11 protein-coding genes are annotated in these 13,381 nt (G+C 69.9%); 7 read left to right on the top strand and 4 right to left on the bottom strand.

The genetic code is table 11. From position 1 onward, the window contains the following. Nucleotides 1-95 precede the first annotated feature (95 nt). Complete coding sequence (locus Q7X29_RS15730; RefSeq protein WP_316574532.1) at nt 96-2,357, top strand: acyl-CoA dehydrogenase; 2,262 nt, start codon at nt 96-98, stop codon at nt 2,355-2,357. Beyond that, the gene (locus Q7X29_RS15735; RefSeq protein ID WP_218719144.1) at nt 2,354-3,190 is read left to right on the top strand and encodes an SMP-30/gluconolactonase/LRE family protein; all 837 of its coding nucleotides are present in this window, start codon (nt 2,354-2,356) and stop codon (nt 3,188-3,190) included. Before Q7X29_RS15730 ends, Q7X29_RS15735 begins: the two co-directional genes overlap by 4 nt. Before the next feature lie 104 nt (nt 3,191-3,294). On the opposite strand, the gene Q7X29_RS15740 is transcribed toward Q7X29_RS15735, so the two are convergent. Beyond that, on the bottom strand, nt 3,295-3,897 hold the full coding sequence (locus tag Q7X29_RS15740) for a TetR/AcrR family transcriptional regulator (RefSeq protein ID WP_218719145.1): 603 nt from the start codon (nt 3,895-3,897) through the stop codon (nt 3,295-3,297). Nucleotides 3,898-4,032: 135 nt separating this feature from the next. Here Q7X29_RS15740 and Q7X29_RS15745 point away from each other — a divergent pair, with 135 nt between their 5' ends. Both Q7X29_RS15745 and Q7X29_RS15750 read left to right on the top strand, forming a co-directional pair. Then, nucleotides 4,033-4,884 (top strand): alpha/beta fold hydrolase, encoded by an 852-nt coding sequence (locus Q7X29_RS15745; protein ID WP_316574533.1) that lies wholly within the window; start codon nt 4,033-4,035, stop codon nt 4,882-4,884. Continuing rightward, nucleotides 4,881-7,262 carry a beta-glucosidase family protein gene (locus tag Q7X29_RS15750; protein WP_316574534.1) on the top strand — a complete coding sequence of 794 codons (2,382 nt, stop codon included), beginning with the start codon at nt 4,881-4,883 and terminating at the stop codon, nt 7,260-7,262. Before Q7X29_RS15745 ends, Q7X29_RS15750 begins: the two co-directional genes overlap by 4 nt. A gap of 253 nt (nt 7,263-7,515) precedes the next feature. On the opposite strand, the gene Q7X29_RS15755 is transcribed toward Q7X29_RS15750, so the two are convergent. Continuing rightward, nucleotides 7,516-8,529, bottom strand: a complete 1,014-nt coding sequence (locus Q7X29_RS15755; RefSeq protein WP_218719148.1) for a MerR family transcriptional regulator — start codon at nt 8,527-8,529, stop codon at nt 7,516-7,518. After that, entirely contained in the window at nt 8,523-9,185 is a 663-nt protein-coding gene (locus Q7X29_RS15760; protein WP_316574535.1) for a HEAT repeat domain-containing protein, read from the bottom strand. The genes Q7X29_RS15755 and Q7X29_RS15760 overlap by 7 nt, the downstream gene beginning before the upstream one ends. 250 nt (nt 9,186-9,435) lie before the next feature. Here Q7X29_RS15760 and Q7X29_RS15765 point away from each other — a divergent pair, with 250 nt between their 5' ends. Beyond that, nucleotides 9,436-10,386, top strand: a complete 951-nt coding sequence (locus Q7X29_RS15765) for an ABC transporter substrate-binding protein (protein WP_316574536.1) — start codon at nt 9,436-9,438, stop codon at nt 10,384-10,386. Between the two features lie 6 nt (nt 10,387-10,392). Here Q7X29_RS15765 and ilvD read toward each other — a convergent pair whose 3' ends face one another. Further along, the gene (gene ilvD, locus Q7X29_RS15770) at nt 10,393-12,084 is read right to left on the bottom strand and encodes a dihydroxy-acid dehydratase (protein ID WP_316574537.1); all 1,692 of its coding nucleotides are present in this window, start codon (nt 12,082-12,084) and stop codon (nt 10,393-10,395) included. A 232-nt stretch (nt 12,085-12,316) separates the two neighbouring features. On the opposite strand from ilvD, the gene Q7X29_RS15775 reads away from it, so the two are divergent. Together Q7X29_RS15775 and Q7X29_RS15780 are read left to right on the top strand one after the other, a co-directional pair. Beyond that, nucleotides 12,317-12,718: a hypothetical protein gene (locus Q7X29_RS15775; protein ID WP_316574538.1), complete on the top strand. Its 402-nt coding sequence runs from the start codon at nt 12,317-12,319 to the stop codon at nt 12,716-12,718. Nucleotides 12,719-13,034: 316 nt separating this feature from the next. Beyond that, nucleotides 13,035-13,376 carry an LGFP repeat-containing protein gene (locus tag Q7X29_RS15780; RefSeq protein ID WP_218719153.1) on the top strand — a complete coding sequence of 114 codons (342 nt, stop codon included), beginning with the start codon at nt 13,035-13,037 and terminating at the stop codon, nt 13,374-13,376. Nucleotides 13,377-13,381: the final 5 nt, after the last annotated feature.

Here is a 13,381-nt window from a genome sequence, read left to right on the forward strand (position 1 = left end):
CCGGTCGTAGACCCTCTTGTCCGTTCCTCTCGACACCACGCGGTGCCGTCGAAATCCACACAGGTACTCGCTGTTTCAGCCCCCAGGAGTTTCCGATGTCCCTCGCCGTAGACGCAGACCAGCAGGCACTGGCGGAATCGGTCGCCGCGTTCGCGCGCAAGATCGCCCCGCTGGCGCAGACGCGCGAGCACCTGTCCGACTATACGGCCGGGACCATGCCTGCCGAGGCATGGACGGCATTGTGCGAGCAGGGCTTACACGCGCTGCACCTGCCCGCGACCTACGGCGGCGACGACTGTGGACTGGCCACACTCACGGTCGCCGTCGAGCAACTGAGCACAACGCTGTTTCCCGGGCCCTACCTGCCGACCGTGACCGCTAGCGCGCTCGCCATGGCCGCGGCTGACGCCCAGGCCCTGCTGGCCGACTTCGGCGCGGGGATGACCGGAGCGGTCGCCACCGGCCCCGACCTGCGTGCCACTCGCGACGGCGACGGCTGGGTGGTATCGGGAACCTCCGATCCGGCCATCGGTCTGCCCGGCGCCGAACGCGTGGTGGTGCGCGCCGCCATCGACGGCGATCCGGAAGCGAGCGTGTGGTTCTGGCTCGACTCCGTTGACGTGGTCGCCTCCGGCACTACCGACCCCGTTGAGGTCCCCGCGGTTCAGCTGACTACCGCCGAAGCCGTCGACCTCACCCGATCGCTCGGGCGCGCTGCGTTCGAGGCCTACCGCGTGGATCCGGCACGGGTCCTCGGTGGCATCGACCCTGCCGTCGCGCAGCTGTGGACGACCACACTGGCCGCCGCGGAAGCGACCGGAATCTGCCGGTGGTGTCTGGACACCACCGTCGACTACGTCCGTGTCCGACACCAGTTCGGTCGTCCGATCGGCAGTTTCCAAGCGGTGCAGCACAAGACGGCGTTCATGTTGGTCCGGGCCGAGGTGACGAGCGCGGTGACCTGGGACGCGGCCCGCGCCGAGAGTCAACCGGCCGAGCAGCGACTCCTCGCCGCGGCGAGCGCCGCGCTGACCGCGCTGCCCGCCGCCATCGACCAGGCGGTCGATTGCGTGAGTCTGCTCGGCGGCATCGGATTCACCTGGGAACACGACGCCCACCTGTACTGGCGGCGCGCGATCGCCCTGGCCGCCACGGTCGGCGGTGAAGACGCGGCGGCTCGCGAGCTGGGGGAGCGGTGCCTGCGCGCCGAGCGTGACTTCGCCTTCGTCACCGCCGAGACATTGCCGGCCCTGCGCGCCACGGTCGGCGCCGTCCTCGACGAAGTCCGCACGCTACCCGACGACGAAATCGCCACGGCGGGTTGGGCTCCCGCGCGAGGAGCGGCCCGCCGGGCCCGGTTGGCCGCCGCCGGCTTGGTCGCCCCGCACTACCCGCCGCCGTACGGGCTCGGCGCAGGCCCGGCCGATCAGGCCGTGATCGCCGAGGAATTCGCGCGCCGCGACCTGACCCAGCCCGAACTCGGCATCGGCGGCTGGGTGCTCCCCACGCTGATCGAACACGGTGACGACGAGCAGCGCGCGCGGTTCGTCACCGATACCCTGCTCGGCAAGATCATCTGGTGTCAGCTGTTCTCCGAGCCGGGCGCGGGATCGGACCTGGCCGGGCTGTCCACCGGCGCACGCAAGGTGGATGGCGGATGGATGATCACCGGGCAGAAGGTGTGGAATTCCCAAGCGGTGGAGGCGGACTGGGCCGTGTGCCTGGCCCGCACCGACGCCACCGTGCCCAAGCACGCGGGCCTGACGTACTTCCTGATCCCGATGGACGCCGACGGCGTCGACGTTCGTCCGCTCCGGCAGGCCACCGGGATCTGGGAATTCAACGAGGTCTTCCTCGACGAGGTCTTCGTGCCCGACACTCAGGTGGTCGCGAACCCCGGTGATGGGTGGCGGATCGCGGTCACCACCCTGTCCAACGAACGACTCGCCATGGGCTCGGCCACCTTCGGCCACGGCTCGAGCACCCTGGTGCGCCGCCTGCTGGAATCCGGCGATCACGCAGGCACCCGCGACGACGCCGTGTGCGTGCTCGGCCGCAACACCGCGCTCGAGCTCTCGGTCGCCGCGCTGAACCTGCGCAACGCCGTGATCAGGATGAACGGCAGCGCTGTCGGCGCAGGCGCGGGCGACAGCGTCCGCAAGGTCTGGCATGCCATCGCCCAGCGCGACGCCTCCCGCGCGCTGGTCTCGGTCCTGGGCCCCCGCGCCGCCGTCGGCGCCCCCGAACAGCCCTACACCTTCGACTTCCTCGGCCTGCCTGCCATCCTCTTCGGTGGCGGCACCATCGAGATCCAGCTGGATATCATCGCCCGCCGCGTGCTGAGTCTGCCCCGATGACAGGGCGTTTCGGCGACGGACCGCTACGCGTGGAGGTCGTGGCCGACGGGCTCGGCTTCGTCGAAGGCCCGGCCGTCCTCCCGGACGGCCGGATCGCGCTGGTCTCGATGAGCCGGGGCAGCGTCTTGATCCTGGACCCTGATGGCACCGTCGCTGCCGAGCATCACACCGGCGGCGGCCCCAACGGCCTCGCCGTCGGCGCCGACGGCGCACTGTACGTCGCGCAGAACGGCGGTCGCTTCGCGGCGCGCAGCACCGCCGCACCGGGCATCCAGGTCATCCGCGACGGCCGCGTCGACTACGCATTCCGTGGCCTGGAATCACCGAACGACCTGGTCTTCGGACCCGACGGCCGACTGTGGGTCACCGACTCCCGCGCCGACGCCGACTTCCGGCGCCCGGAATCCATATCCCCGGGCCAGGTCTGGGCCATCGACCTCGACACCGGGCGACCCGAGCTGATGGCGCAAGGCCCGATCTTCGTCAACGGTATCGGCATCAGCCCCGACCATCACACCCTCTACGTCACCGAAACAGTGCACGCCCACATCACCGCGTACCCCCTCGTCGCAGGCGCCCTCGAACACGCCCGCATCCTCGCCACCCTCCCGGCCGCGCATCCCGACGGACTCGCCGTAGACCCCACTGGTCGCCTCTGGATCGCCACCACCACCGCAGACCGCATCGACGTCCTCACCCCCGAAGGCCTCCCCCTGACCCAGCACCCCCTCCCACCACGCAGCATGCCGACCAATGCCTGCCTAGGCCCCGGCCCGGCACTGTTCGTCACCGCCGCCGGCACCGGCAGCCTGCTCCGACTCACCCCCGAGTGACGCCGGGGCGGGCGTTCATCTGATCGATCAGCGAGTCCGATCATCCCCGCCGCGCGCCCGGGAGCGCGCGCTTTAGTGGTGGATTGTCCTGTGGGGCGACAGGATCAGCTCGAGAGCTGGGTGGTCAGGTCGTCGATGTAGGTGCGGAACAGGGATGCCATGTCGACGCGTTCGGGGTCGAGGAGCCATTGCAGTTGCAGGCCGTCCATCATGGCCGAGATCTGGCGGGCTACGGCGGGGGCGTCGATGTCGGGGCGGAAGGTTCCGTCGGTGACGCCGCCTGCGAGGGCCTCGGCCAGGTAGGTTTCCAGGATTCGGTAGCGCTCGACGACCCAGGCACGGGCGGGGTGGTCGCTGGTGACCGCCTCGCTGGTGACGACGGTGAAGAGCTGGACCAGGCCGGGGACGTGCATGTTGTGCTCGACCAGGCGGACCAGCTGTTGCAGGGCGTCCGTGCCGCGCAGTTGCCGGTTCATGCCCAGGCGGTCGTAGTCGAGGCGATCGCGGTAGTCCAGGACCGCGGCGAGGAGCGCCGCCTTGGTCGGGAAGTAGTGCAGCAGGCCGGTTTGGGACAGTCCGCAGCGCGTGGCGATCTCGGCGAGCGAGGAGTGGTGATAGCCGTTCGCGGCGAAGCTGTGCAGCGCCTGGTCGATGATCTGCTCGCGGCGGTCCTCGCCCCGTCTCCGGCGTTGGGGATGCGGCGTCATGAGCAGCGACAGTAGTCCGAACGGCGGGACCTGCAAACCGGAAGATAACGAACAAGTCACAGTACCGAGTGACCACTCGGGAACCTGGCACACTCGTGGCTGCCGGACTGGAATTCTGCGAGGGAAGGACCGCCGATGACTCGGAGCACCGAGGCAGTGATCGAATCGATCATGCTGCGGGGTGGCGCGGGTGCGCTCGCCGGATGGGAGATCACCCCGCCCTCCGGAACACCGGAACTCGGCACCGTGGTGCTGGTGCCGGGCTTCACCGGCTCCAAGGAAGACTTCGAAGCGATGCTCCCGCTGCTCGCGGCGGCCGGATATCGCGCGGTCGCCTACGACCAGCGCGGCCAATGGCAGTCGGAGGGACCCGACGACATCGCCGGCTACGCCATGGCCGATTTCTGCGGTGACCTGCACGGTGTCGTCGATCAGGTGTCGCCGCGGGCGCCCGTGCATCTGGTCGGGCACTCCTTCGGCGGCTTTGTCTCCCGCGTCGCGGTGGTCGAGACACCCGCGCGGTTCCGTAGCCTCACCCTGCTGGCGTCGGGGCCGTCCTCCGTCGAGGACATCAAGTTCCCGCCTCCGCAGATGGTGACGCAGGTGGTGGAGACGGCAGGCCAGGAGTTCCTGTGGCAGCAGATGAGCGATGCCATGGCCGCCGCCGGTCGGACGCCCTCACCCGAGCGCGCCGAGTTCCTGCGCAACCGGCTCGTGCGGACCGAGAAGGCGAACATCCTCGGCATTCTGAAATGCATGCAGACCCCGCCGTCGGTCGATCCCGCCGCGCTGCGCGATGCCGGAGTGCCGCTGCTGGTCGCCTACGGCGACACCAACGACCTGTGGGACCCCGAGGTCCATGAGAACTTCGCTCGGCAGCTGCGGGCCAGGACCGCGGTGTACCCGGGCATCGGCCACGTGCCGAACGAAGACGTCCCCGCACAGGTCACAGCCGACCTGGTGAACTTCTGGAGGGAACTGGCATGACCGACGACATCGACGACCTGCTGGACAAACTGGATCTGGCGGCCAAGATCCGGCTCATCTCCGGATCCGGTGTCTTCCGCTTCGCGGGCGAGGAGAGCATCGGCCTGGCCGAGATGCCCGTGTCCGACGGTCCCTCCGGGGTGCGCGGCGAGACCTGGGACGAGCGCGACCCCTCGATCAGCCTGCCGTCCGGCTCGGCACTGGCCGCCACCTGGGATCGTGAGTTGCTGGCCGAGATCGGCGGGCTCGTCGCCGCCGAAGCGCGGCGCAAGAATGTGTACGCGGTGCTCGGCCCGACCGTCAACCTGCACCGGAGTCCGCTCGGCGGACGGCATTTCGAGTGCTTCTCCGAGGACCCGGTGCTCACCGGTGAGATGGCCGTGGCCTACGTGTCCGGCGTGCAGGCGCACGGCGTCAGCGCCTGCCCGAAGCACTACGTGGCCAACGACTCCGAGACCGAGCGCTTCACCGCCGACGCGATCGTCGACGATCGCACCCTGCGGGAGCTGTATCTGTACCCGTTCGAGCGGGCGGTGGCGGCGGGCGCGTGGATGATCATGAACGCCTACAACTCGGTCAACGGCGTCACCATGACCGAGAATCCGCTGCTGGACGAGCCGTTGAAGGGCGAATGGGGTTTCGACGGCGTGGTGGTCTCGGACTGGACCGCCGTGCGCTCCACCGCGGGCGCGGCCAAGGGCACCGACGTCGCCATGCCCGGACCGTGGGAACTCTGGGGGGCGCCGCTGGTCGAGGCCGTCCGCGCGGGTGCGGTATCCGAGGCGGCGATCGACGAGAAGGTCCGCCGCATACTGCGATTCGCGCAGCGTGTGGGCGCGCTGAACGGAACGCCGCAGCAGCCACCGGTTTTCACCGAGGCGGCCGCGCGCCGGTTGGTACGTGATGCCGCCGCCAAGGCGATGGTGCTGGCCGCCAACGACGGGGTGCTGCCGCTGGGCGAGCCCGCCCAGGTCGCCCTGCTGGGCGCGGCGGCCGCCCAGCCGCGCCTCGGCGGCGGCGGTAGCTCGACAGTTGTTCCGTCGCACACCAGGTCGCCGTTGCAGGGCCTGCGCGAGGTGCTGCCAGTGGTGCACACACCGGGCGTCCACCTCGACGAGAACATGATCGCGGTGCCGCTGGACATCGTCACCGATCCCGAGACCGGCACCGCGGGCCTGCACCTGCGCTTCCTCGACGGCGAGACCGTCCTGCACTCCGAGCACCGCACCGCGGGCAATCTCATGCTCTTCGGTACGCCGTTCGCCCTGCAGGCCACCTCCGTCGAGGTCCGTGGTCGCCTACGCGCCGATGCGGCGGGGGAGTGGCGAATCGGCTACGCGGGCGTGGGCACACTGCGCCTCGAGCTCGACGGTGAGACGGTGCTCAGCGAGACCGTCTTCCCCGAAGGCGGCGATCCGGTCGAGATGTTGCTGAATCCGCCGCAGCGCTGGGTCACTAGGACGCTCGCCGAGGGCGACGAGGTCGATGTGCGGATCGAGCTGGTTCCCGCTCTCGACAAGGGCCTGCCCGCGATGGGCCTCACCTTCGGCATCGGCCGCCCGCGCCGCTCCGCCGACGAAGAGTTCGCCGCTGCGGTGGAATTGGCGCGGACCTCCGAGGTCGCCGTGGTCGTGGTCGGTACCACCGAGGCGATCGAATCCGAGGGCTACGACCGCACGGACCTGTCGCTGCCGGGCCGCCAGAACGACCTGGTGGCGGCGGTGGCCGCGGTGAACCCGCGAACGATCGTGGTGGTGAACGCCGGCGCGCCGGTCGAAATGCCGTGGCGCGACGACGTGGCGGCCGTGATCCTGGCCTGGTTCCCGGGCCAGGAATTCGGCGATGCGCTCGCCGATGTGCTCACCGGCGTGACCGAACCCGGTGGCCGGCTGCCCACCACCTGGCCCAAGGCGATGGCCGACGTGCCGGTTTTGGATACCACGCCGGCCGCCGACAACACCCTGCCCTACCCCGAGGGCATCCACATCGGCTACCGCGCCTGGCTGAAATCCGGTGTGGCTCCGGCCTACCCGTTCGGTCACGGTCTCGGCTACACCAACTGGGAGCTCGTCGACCTGACCGTGCAGGGGCACACCGCCACCGTCACCGTCCGCAATATCGGTGCGCGTTCGGGCCGCCAGGTGGTGCAGGCCTACCTGTCCCGCGAGGACAGCGCCGTCGACCGCCCGGTGCGCTGGCTCGCGGGCTTCGTCGCGGTGGAGGCCGAGGCGGGCGAAACCGTCACCGCCACCATCGAATTGCCGCAGCGCTCCTTCGAGCACTGGACCGACCAGGGGTGGACCGTCGAACCGGGCGCGTTCACCCTGCATGTCGGCACCTCGGTCGCCGCTGTCCCGCTCACCGCGGAAATCAGCTGATCCGGCGCTCGTCCCCGAGCCGGAAGCAGGCGACCGAGGTGTAGTTCGTCGTCGACGTGGAGCCACTCGATACCGAGGTCGCGTGGGTCACCGATGGGAGTGACGACCAGGCTGGTTCCGATGCGCCGCGCCGTTCGAGCCGCTCCGTCCACGGGTCAGCACGTGACCACCGCCGAATGCGTCGGTGTGGAATCGCGAGAGCACCTCATCGCGAGAGGGAACCGGATGCGGCGATCCGCGACGACTGCCGACCTCAGCTCGTGGTCCGGGCGGCGACCAGTGCGGTGCAGGCGGTGGCGACGAGGGCGACGGAGTGATCGGCGTCCTCGCTGAGCGATCGCAGGGTCGCCAGTGCGTGGGTCCCGGGCAACTCGACCAAGGCCTGGACGAGCCGGATCCGGATGGCGGCATCGTCGGCGTGCGCGGTCAGCGCGTGGGTCAGCGCACCCAGCACGCGATCGGCGGATCCCGGATCCTGGGCGAGCGCGCCGAGGACCTCACCCGCCTCGACATCATTGGCGCCCGCGATCACCATGGCCACCAGGATCGGTTCGGCCGCGCTCACCCCGCGGCTGCCGGCGGCCAGGGCGGCGGGGCCGCGGACGGCGGGGTCCGGGTCGTCGAGCGCGGAAGTGAGCAGCTCGGTCGCGGCCTCGCCGGGAATCTCGGCCACCGCCAGTACGGCCCGCCGCCGGACCTCGACGTCGACGGCGGCCAGCCCCGGTGCGAGTGCGGCCAGGCCGTCGGCGCCGGCCCGCGACAGCGCCCAGCGCAGCGCGCCGGCCATATTGGGCTCGGCCTCGCCGAGCACCGCCGTGGCCAGCAGCTCGGTCGGTACCGGCTCGTTCTCGGCGGGGTTCAGCACCGCCTGCAGGCGGCGCGGCGCGTCCGCCGAACCGAGCGTGCGCACCAGCTCGACGATGCGCAGCACATCGCGCCAGTCGCCGGGTTCGGCGTCCTCGACGGCGCGCAACCGCGCCAGCAGCTCGCGCTCGCGCACGAGCCGTTCCTCGGTGCGTTGGATGAGACCGGCGACCAGGGCCTGCGGGGTGAACGACCGATCGGCCAGCACCCGGGCGATCTCGCGCAAGGAGAGTCCCAGCGACCGCAGGCTCTCGACATGAAAGATGCGCCGGATATCGGCATCGGAGTACTCGCGATAGCCGCCGACGGTGCGCCCGGTGGGGGACACCAGCCCCAGCGAGTCGTAGTGGCGCAGCATCCGGGTGCTGACACCCGAACGCCGCGCCACCTCACCGATCAGCACGGGGCACCGTCGAGCGCCGCGACCCGCTTCGCCGCGTCGACATCGAGATCGAAGGCGGCGTCCGGATCGTGCAGCAGCTGCTCGGTGGCCGCGGCGTGCGCCCGCACCCGGGGGTCGGCACTGCGCGACGCCCGGTCGAGCACCGGGACGATCACCTCGCCCAGCGTCGTCAGCGCCCGGCTGAGGCTGCGCCGAACCTCCCGATCACCGCGCCCGAACTGGGTGGCGAGTGCGACGGCCAATGCCTCGTGTTCGGCCTGCGGCGCGAGTACCACCGCGGCCCGCCAGGCACTGCGCGCCACCTCGTCGTCGGGATCGCGCAGCAGCGCCGGGGTGATCGCCGGCCAGGCGGCCGGATCCCCGATCTTGGACAGCGTGTGCAGCGCCTGGCTGCGAGCCTGAGCGTGGTCGGAGTCCAGCTCGGCACGCAGCCGGGGCACGGTCAGCTCCGCGGGGTGCCGCGTCAGCGCCCAGGTCAGCATGTCGCGCACGAAGAAGTCCGGCTCCACGGCGCAACGGTCGATCAGCACGCCGAGCAGCGCCGGGCCGGGGTGGGTGCCCGCGGCCAGCGCCGCCTGTAGTCGGGTCGACGCGGTCGGCGCGTTCAGTGCGGCGAGCAGCCGCGGGTCCACGGAATGTTCTGGTGTCCAGGTCATGGGAACCACCTCCTGCGTCCAGTGAAGACGTTGTCACTGTGTCAGGGTCAAGCGCTCGCGACCTCGTCGCCGCTCCGTCACTGTGTGCTCCGCTCTGCCGGTGGCGACTCTGGATAAGGTTTGCCTTGCCTTATTTTGTGTGGTCTAGTGGTGGCGAACCAGGAGCCACGTGTGGAGGAGGATCGTCATCGCGAACGAGAATCGGCACGACCGCGTGCTGAGTCGCCGACGGTTGTTCGCGGTGGCGGGGATGGCGGGAGTGAGTGCGGGCCTGGTGGCGTGCGGCGGGGGACCGGACGACGCGCCCGACAGTGCGGGGGACTGGGAGTTTCCCGATGGCCGCGGCGGCACCGTTCGCTCGGGTGCGACGCCGAGCCGGGTGGTCGCGTTCACCGGCTCCGCCGGCGCCCTGGTCGATTACGGGGTGCGCGGGCGCATCGTGGGTGTCTTCGGTGAGGCACACGCGCCGCACCTGCGCGGCGACCTCGACCCCGCCTCGGTGGCTGTCGTCGGGGACGCGTGGGGCGAGTTCGACATCGAGAAGTACGCGACCCTCGAGCCCGACCTGCTCGTCACCGATTCCTATGTGCCGGGCCGGCTCTGGTACGTCCCGGACGAGAACCTGACCAAGATCGAGTCCGCGAACCAGACTGTCGTCGCCATGGAGGTCTCCGGCCGGAGCCTGCCCGAGATCATCGCGCAGTACCGGGCGCTGGCCGAGGCGCTCGGCGCCGATACCGCCGCTCCCGCGGTGACCGCCGCGCAGCAGCGCTTCCTGGCCGCGTCGCAGGCGGTGCGGGACGCGTCGGCAGCGCGCCCCGGGGTGCGGGTACTCGCCGCCTCGGCGTCTCCGGAGCTGTTCTACGTCTCCGATCCGCGCGCCTCGGCGGATCTGCGGTACTTCACCGAGCTCGGCGTGGAATTCGTTGTGCCCGAACGGGTGGACGCGGGCGGCTACTTCCAGTCGCTGAGCTGGGAGACGGCCGACCGGTACGCGGCGGATGTGATCCTGCTCGACGACCGGTCAACGGGCCTGCGGCCGAACGCGCTCGCCGACCGGCCGGTGTGGCGGAGCCTGCCCGCGGTGGCGGCCGGACAGGTCGCGTCGTGGTCGCCGATCTTCCGGTTCTCCCCCGCGGCCACCGCGCCGCTGCTGGAACGGCTGGCGGCCACGATCCGGGATGCGCGGACGGTGCGCTGAGCCGGGTCAGCCCGTGACGGCGCCGTGGGCGGCGGAGCTGACGAGTTTGCGGTATTTGGCCAGGACGCCGGAGGTGTACTTGGGGGGCAGTGGCTCCCAGCCGATCTTGCGCGCGGCCAGTTCGTCGTCGTCGATCTCGACGTCGAGGATGTGGTTGGCGACATCGAGGACGATCGGGTCGCCGTCGCGGACGAAGGCGATCGGGCCGCCGTCGACGGCTTCGGGCGCGACGTGGCCCACGCACAATCCGGTGGTGCCGCCGGAGAAGCGGCCGTCGGTGAGCAGCAGGACGTCCTTGCCCAGGCCCGCGCCCTTGATGGCGCCGGTGATGGCGAGCATTTCGCGCATGCCCGGTCCGCCCTTGGGACCCTCGTAGCGGATGACGACCACGTCACCGGCGACGATCGTGCCGTTCTCGAGCGCGTCCATGGCGGCGCGTTCCCCGTCGAAGACGCGCGCCGTGCCACGGAAGACGTCGGAGTCGAAGCCCGCGCTCTTGACGACGGCGCCCTCGGGGGCGAGGGAACCGTGCAGGATGGTGAGTCCGCCGGTCCGATGGATCGGCCGATCCAGGCGCCGGATGACGTCACCGTCGAGGCCGAGCTCGATCGAGGCCAGGTTCTCGGCCATCGTCTTGCCGGTGACGGTCATGACGTCGCCGTGCAGCAGGCCCGCGTCCAGCAGCGCTTTCAGCACCACCGGGATGCCGCCGACCTTGTCGACATCGTTCATGACGTAGCGGCCGAACGGCTTGAGATCGCCCAGGTGCGGCACCTTCTCGCCGACGCGGTTGAAGTCGGCGAGGGTGAGGCCGACGCCGGCCTCGCGGGCGATGGCCAGCAGATGCAGTACGGCGTTGGTGGACCCGCCGAGCGCCATGACGATGGTGATCGCGTTCTCGAACGCCTCCATCGTCATGATGTCGCGGGCGGTGATTCCCCGGCGTAGCAGCTCGACGACGGCCTCGCCGGATTTGCGGGCGTACTCGTCACGGCGACGATCGGGGGCGGGCGGCGCGGCCGAGCCGGGCAGGCTCATCCCGAGCGCCTCGGCCACCGAGGCCATGGTGTTGGCCGTATACATGCCGCCGCAGGCACCTTCACCGGGGCAGATCGCCCGCTCGATGCGATCGACCTCCTCGCGGGTGATCAGGCCCTTGATGCACGCGCCGACGGCCTCGAACGCATCGATGATCGTGACGTCGCGGCCGTCGACATTGCCCGGCAGGGTCGATCCGGCGTAGAGGAACACGCTCGCCAGGTCCAGCCGGGCGGCCGCCATCAGCATGCCCGGCAGGCTCTTGTCGCACCCGGCGAGCAGCACCGAGCCGTCGAGGCGTTCGGCCATCATCACGGTCTCGACCGAGTCGGCGATGATCTCACGGCTGACCAGCGAGAAATGCATGCCCTCGTGGCCCATGGAGATGCCGTCGGACACCGAGATCGTGCCGAACTCGAGCGGGTAGCCGCCGCCGGCGTGGACGCCCTCCTTGACCGCTTTCGCGAGCCGGTCGAGCGACAGATTGCAGGGGGTGATCTCGTTCCAGCTCGAAGCCACCCCGATCTGCGGTTTGGCCCAGTCCTCGTCACCCATCCCGACGGCGCGCAGCATGCCGCGCGCTGCAGTCTTCTCGAGTCCGTCGGTGACATCGCGTGAACGGGGCTTGATGTCGATCGACCGGTCGGTGTCGTCTGCCATGACCCGAGTGTAGGACCCGCGCGGTCCGAAGCTGATCAGCCTGCGGCCAACACTTGGGCGCTCGTCGTGCCGGCCCCGGACGCACGAGGCAGTCGGTCGTCGCTGTGCCGCAACGACAACGCAAGTGCCGCACTGTGATTCAATGTTCGGTTCGCCCGGGCAGTGCCTCGTGCGGACTGTCGCCGACGGGAGCGTTCCGTCGGCGCATCGTTTCGCGAAAGGACAGCTTGACATGACACGGTCTGCCCTCCGGCACACCATCGCGATGATCGGAGCGGGCGGCGCCCTCGCCGGCGCCGTCGTCGCGGGCAGTGGGGTGGCGAACGCCGCCGAAGTCCCTGCCTACGGCAACGTCCGCTACGTCTTCTGTACGGACGCGCAGACAGGCAACGAGATCACCTACTACGACTCGCTCGGCAAGCGCGACGAGGTCGTGACACTGACCGACCCGATGGAGGGTGACCGGTGGTGTCGCACCGTCGACGTGCGGTTCCCCAAGGAATCCTTCACCTGGGCGGCGATCTCGCACTCCGAGGCGCACTACGCGTACGCCGCGATCTACGTCGACGGCAAGCTGGTTGCCCGCGACGAGGACCGCTCGAGCTTCGGGTACGTGGCCGCCCAGGCCATGTGACCCGTCGACTGTTCGTCCGAACGGATTGAGGACATCTTCACATCGGGTGCGTTCGCGGCGTGTCGAGGTGTGGAGTCGCGGCGACTGGGTATGGATTACGGCGGGAAAGCGCTGGCTCGGAGACCGATCGACCCTATCGATGCTGGTCGGTAGCTGATGGCCCTTCAAACATCCGATCTCGAACGTGGTCTGTCGCTGAGAATTGCGTGTGTACAGCTGATCTGGCGCAATACGAGTCTCTGTACGGTGCGGTCGCTATGCGATAGCGTCGCCGCTGGCAATCGCCAGTTGGTATCCGTACGAAAGGGTTTGTGGGATGGCATTCGAAGTCAAGGGCACGATCGGCGACCACTACAACGAAGCGGGCGGCGCGTCGAGCCCGCTGGGCGAACCGATCTCGGAGGAACTCGACGCCGCGAACGGTGGCAAGTACCAGGAGTTCACCGGCGGTGTCATCTACTTCAACCTGGCGACGGGAACCAAGACCGTCTACGGCGCGATCCGGCAGGCGTGGGAGGCCGAGGGCGGCGCAGGGGGCCGCCTCGGCTACCCGACCTCCGACGAGCAGGACATCGAGGGCGGCAAGATCAGCTACTTCGAGAACGGGTCGATCAGCTACTCGATCGCCGACGACGCGGTGACCGTCAACGCGAACTGACGCGA

The organism is Nocardia canadensis (assembly GCF_032656385.1).
GTDB classification, from domain to species: domain Bacteria; phylum Actinomycetota; class Actinomycetes; order Mycobacteriales; family Mycobacteriaceae; genus Nocardia; species Nocardia canadensis.

Excerpts from the sequence above, each read along its gene's own strand:
- ilvD (WP_316574537.1), bottom strand. The coding sequence starts at position 12,084 with ATGGCAGACGACACCGACCGGTCGATCGACATCAAGCCCCGTTCACGC.
- Q7X29_RS15740 (WP_218719145.1), bottom strand. The coding sequence starts at position 3,897 with ATGACGCCGCATCCCCAACGCCGGAGACGGGGCGAGGACCGCCGCGAG.
- Q7X29_RS15775 (WP_316574538.1), top strand. The coding sequence starts at position 12,317 with ATGACACGGTCTGCCCTCCGGCACACCATCGCGATGATCGGAGCGGGC.
- Q7X29_RS15765 (WP_316574536.1), top strand. The coding sequence starts at position 9,436 with ATGGCGGGAGTGAGTGCGGGCCTGGTGGCGTGCGGCGGGGGACCGGAC.
- Q7X29_RS15760 (WP_316574535.1), bottom strand. The coding sequence starts at position 9,185 with ATGACCTGGACACCAGAACATTCCGTGGACCCGCGGCTGCTCGCCGCA.
- Q7X29_RS15730 (WP_316574532.1), top strand. The coding sequence starts at position 96 with ATGTCCCTCGCCGTAGACGCAGACCAGCAGGCACTGGCGGAATCGGTC.
- Q7X29_RS15780 (WP_218719153.1), top strand. The coding sequence starts at position 13,035 with ATGGCATTCGAAGTCAAGGGCACGATCGGCGACCACTACAACGAAGCG.
- Q7X29_RS15735 (WP_218719144.1), top strand. The coding sequence starts at position 2,354 with ATGACAGGGCGTTTCGGCGACGGACCGCTACGCGTGGAGGTCGTGGCC.
- Q7X29_RS15745 (WP_316574533.1), top strand. The coding sequence starts at position 4,033 with ATGACTCGGAGCACCGAGGCAGTGATCGAATCGATCATGCTGCGGGGT.
- Q7X29_RS15750 (WP_316574534.1), top strand. The coding sequence starts at position 4,881 with ATGACCGACGACATCGACGACCTGCTGGACAAACTGGATCTGGCGGCC.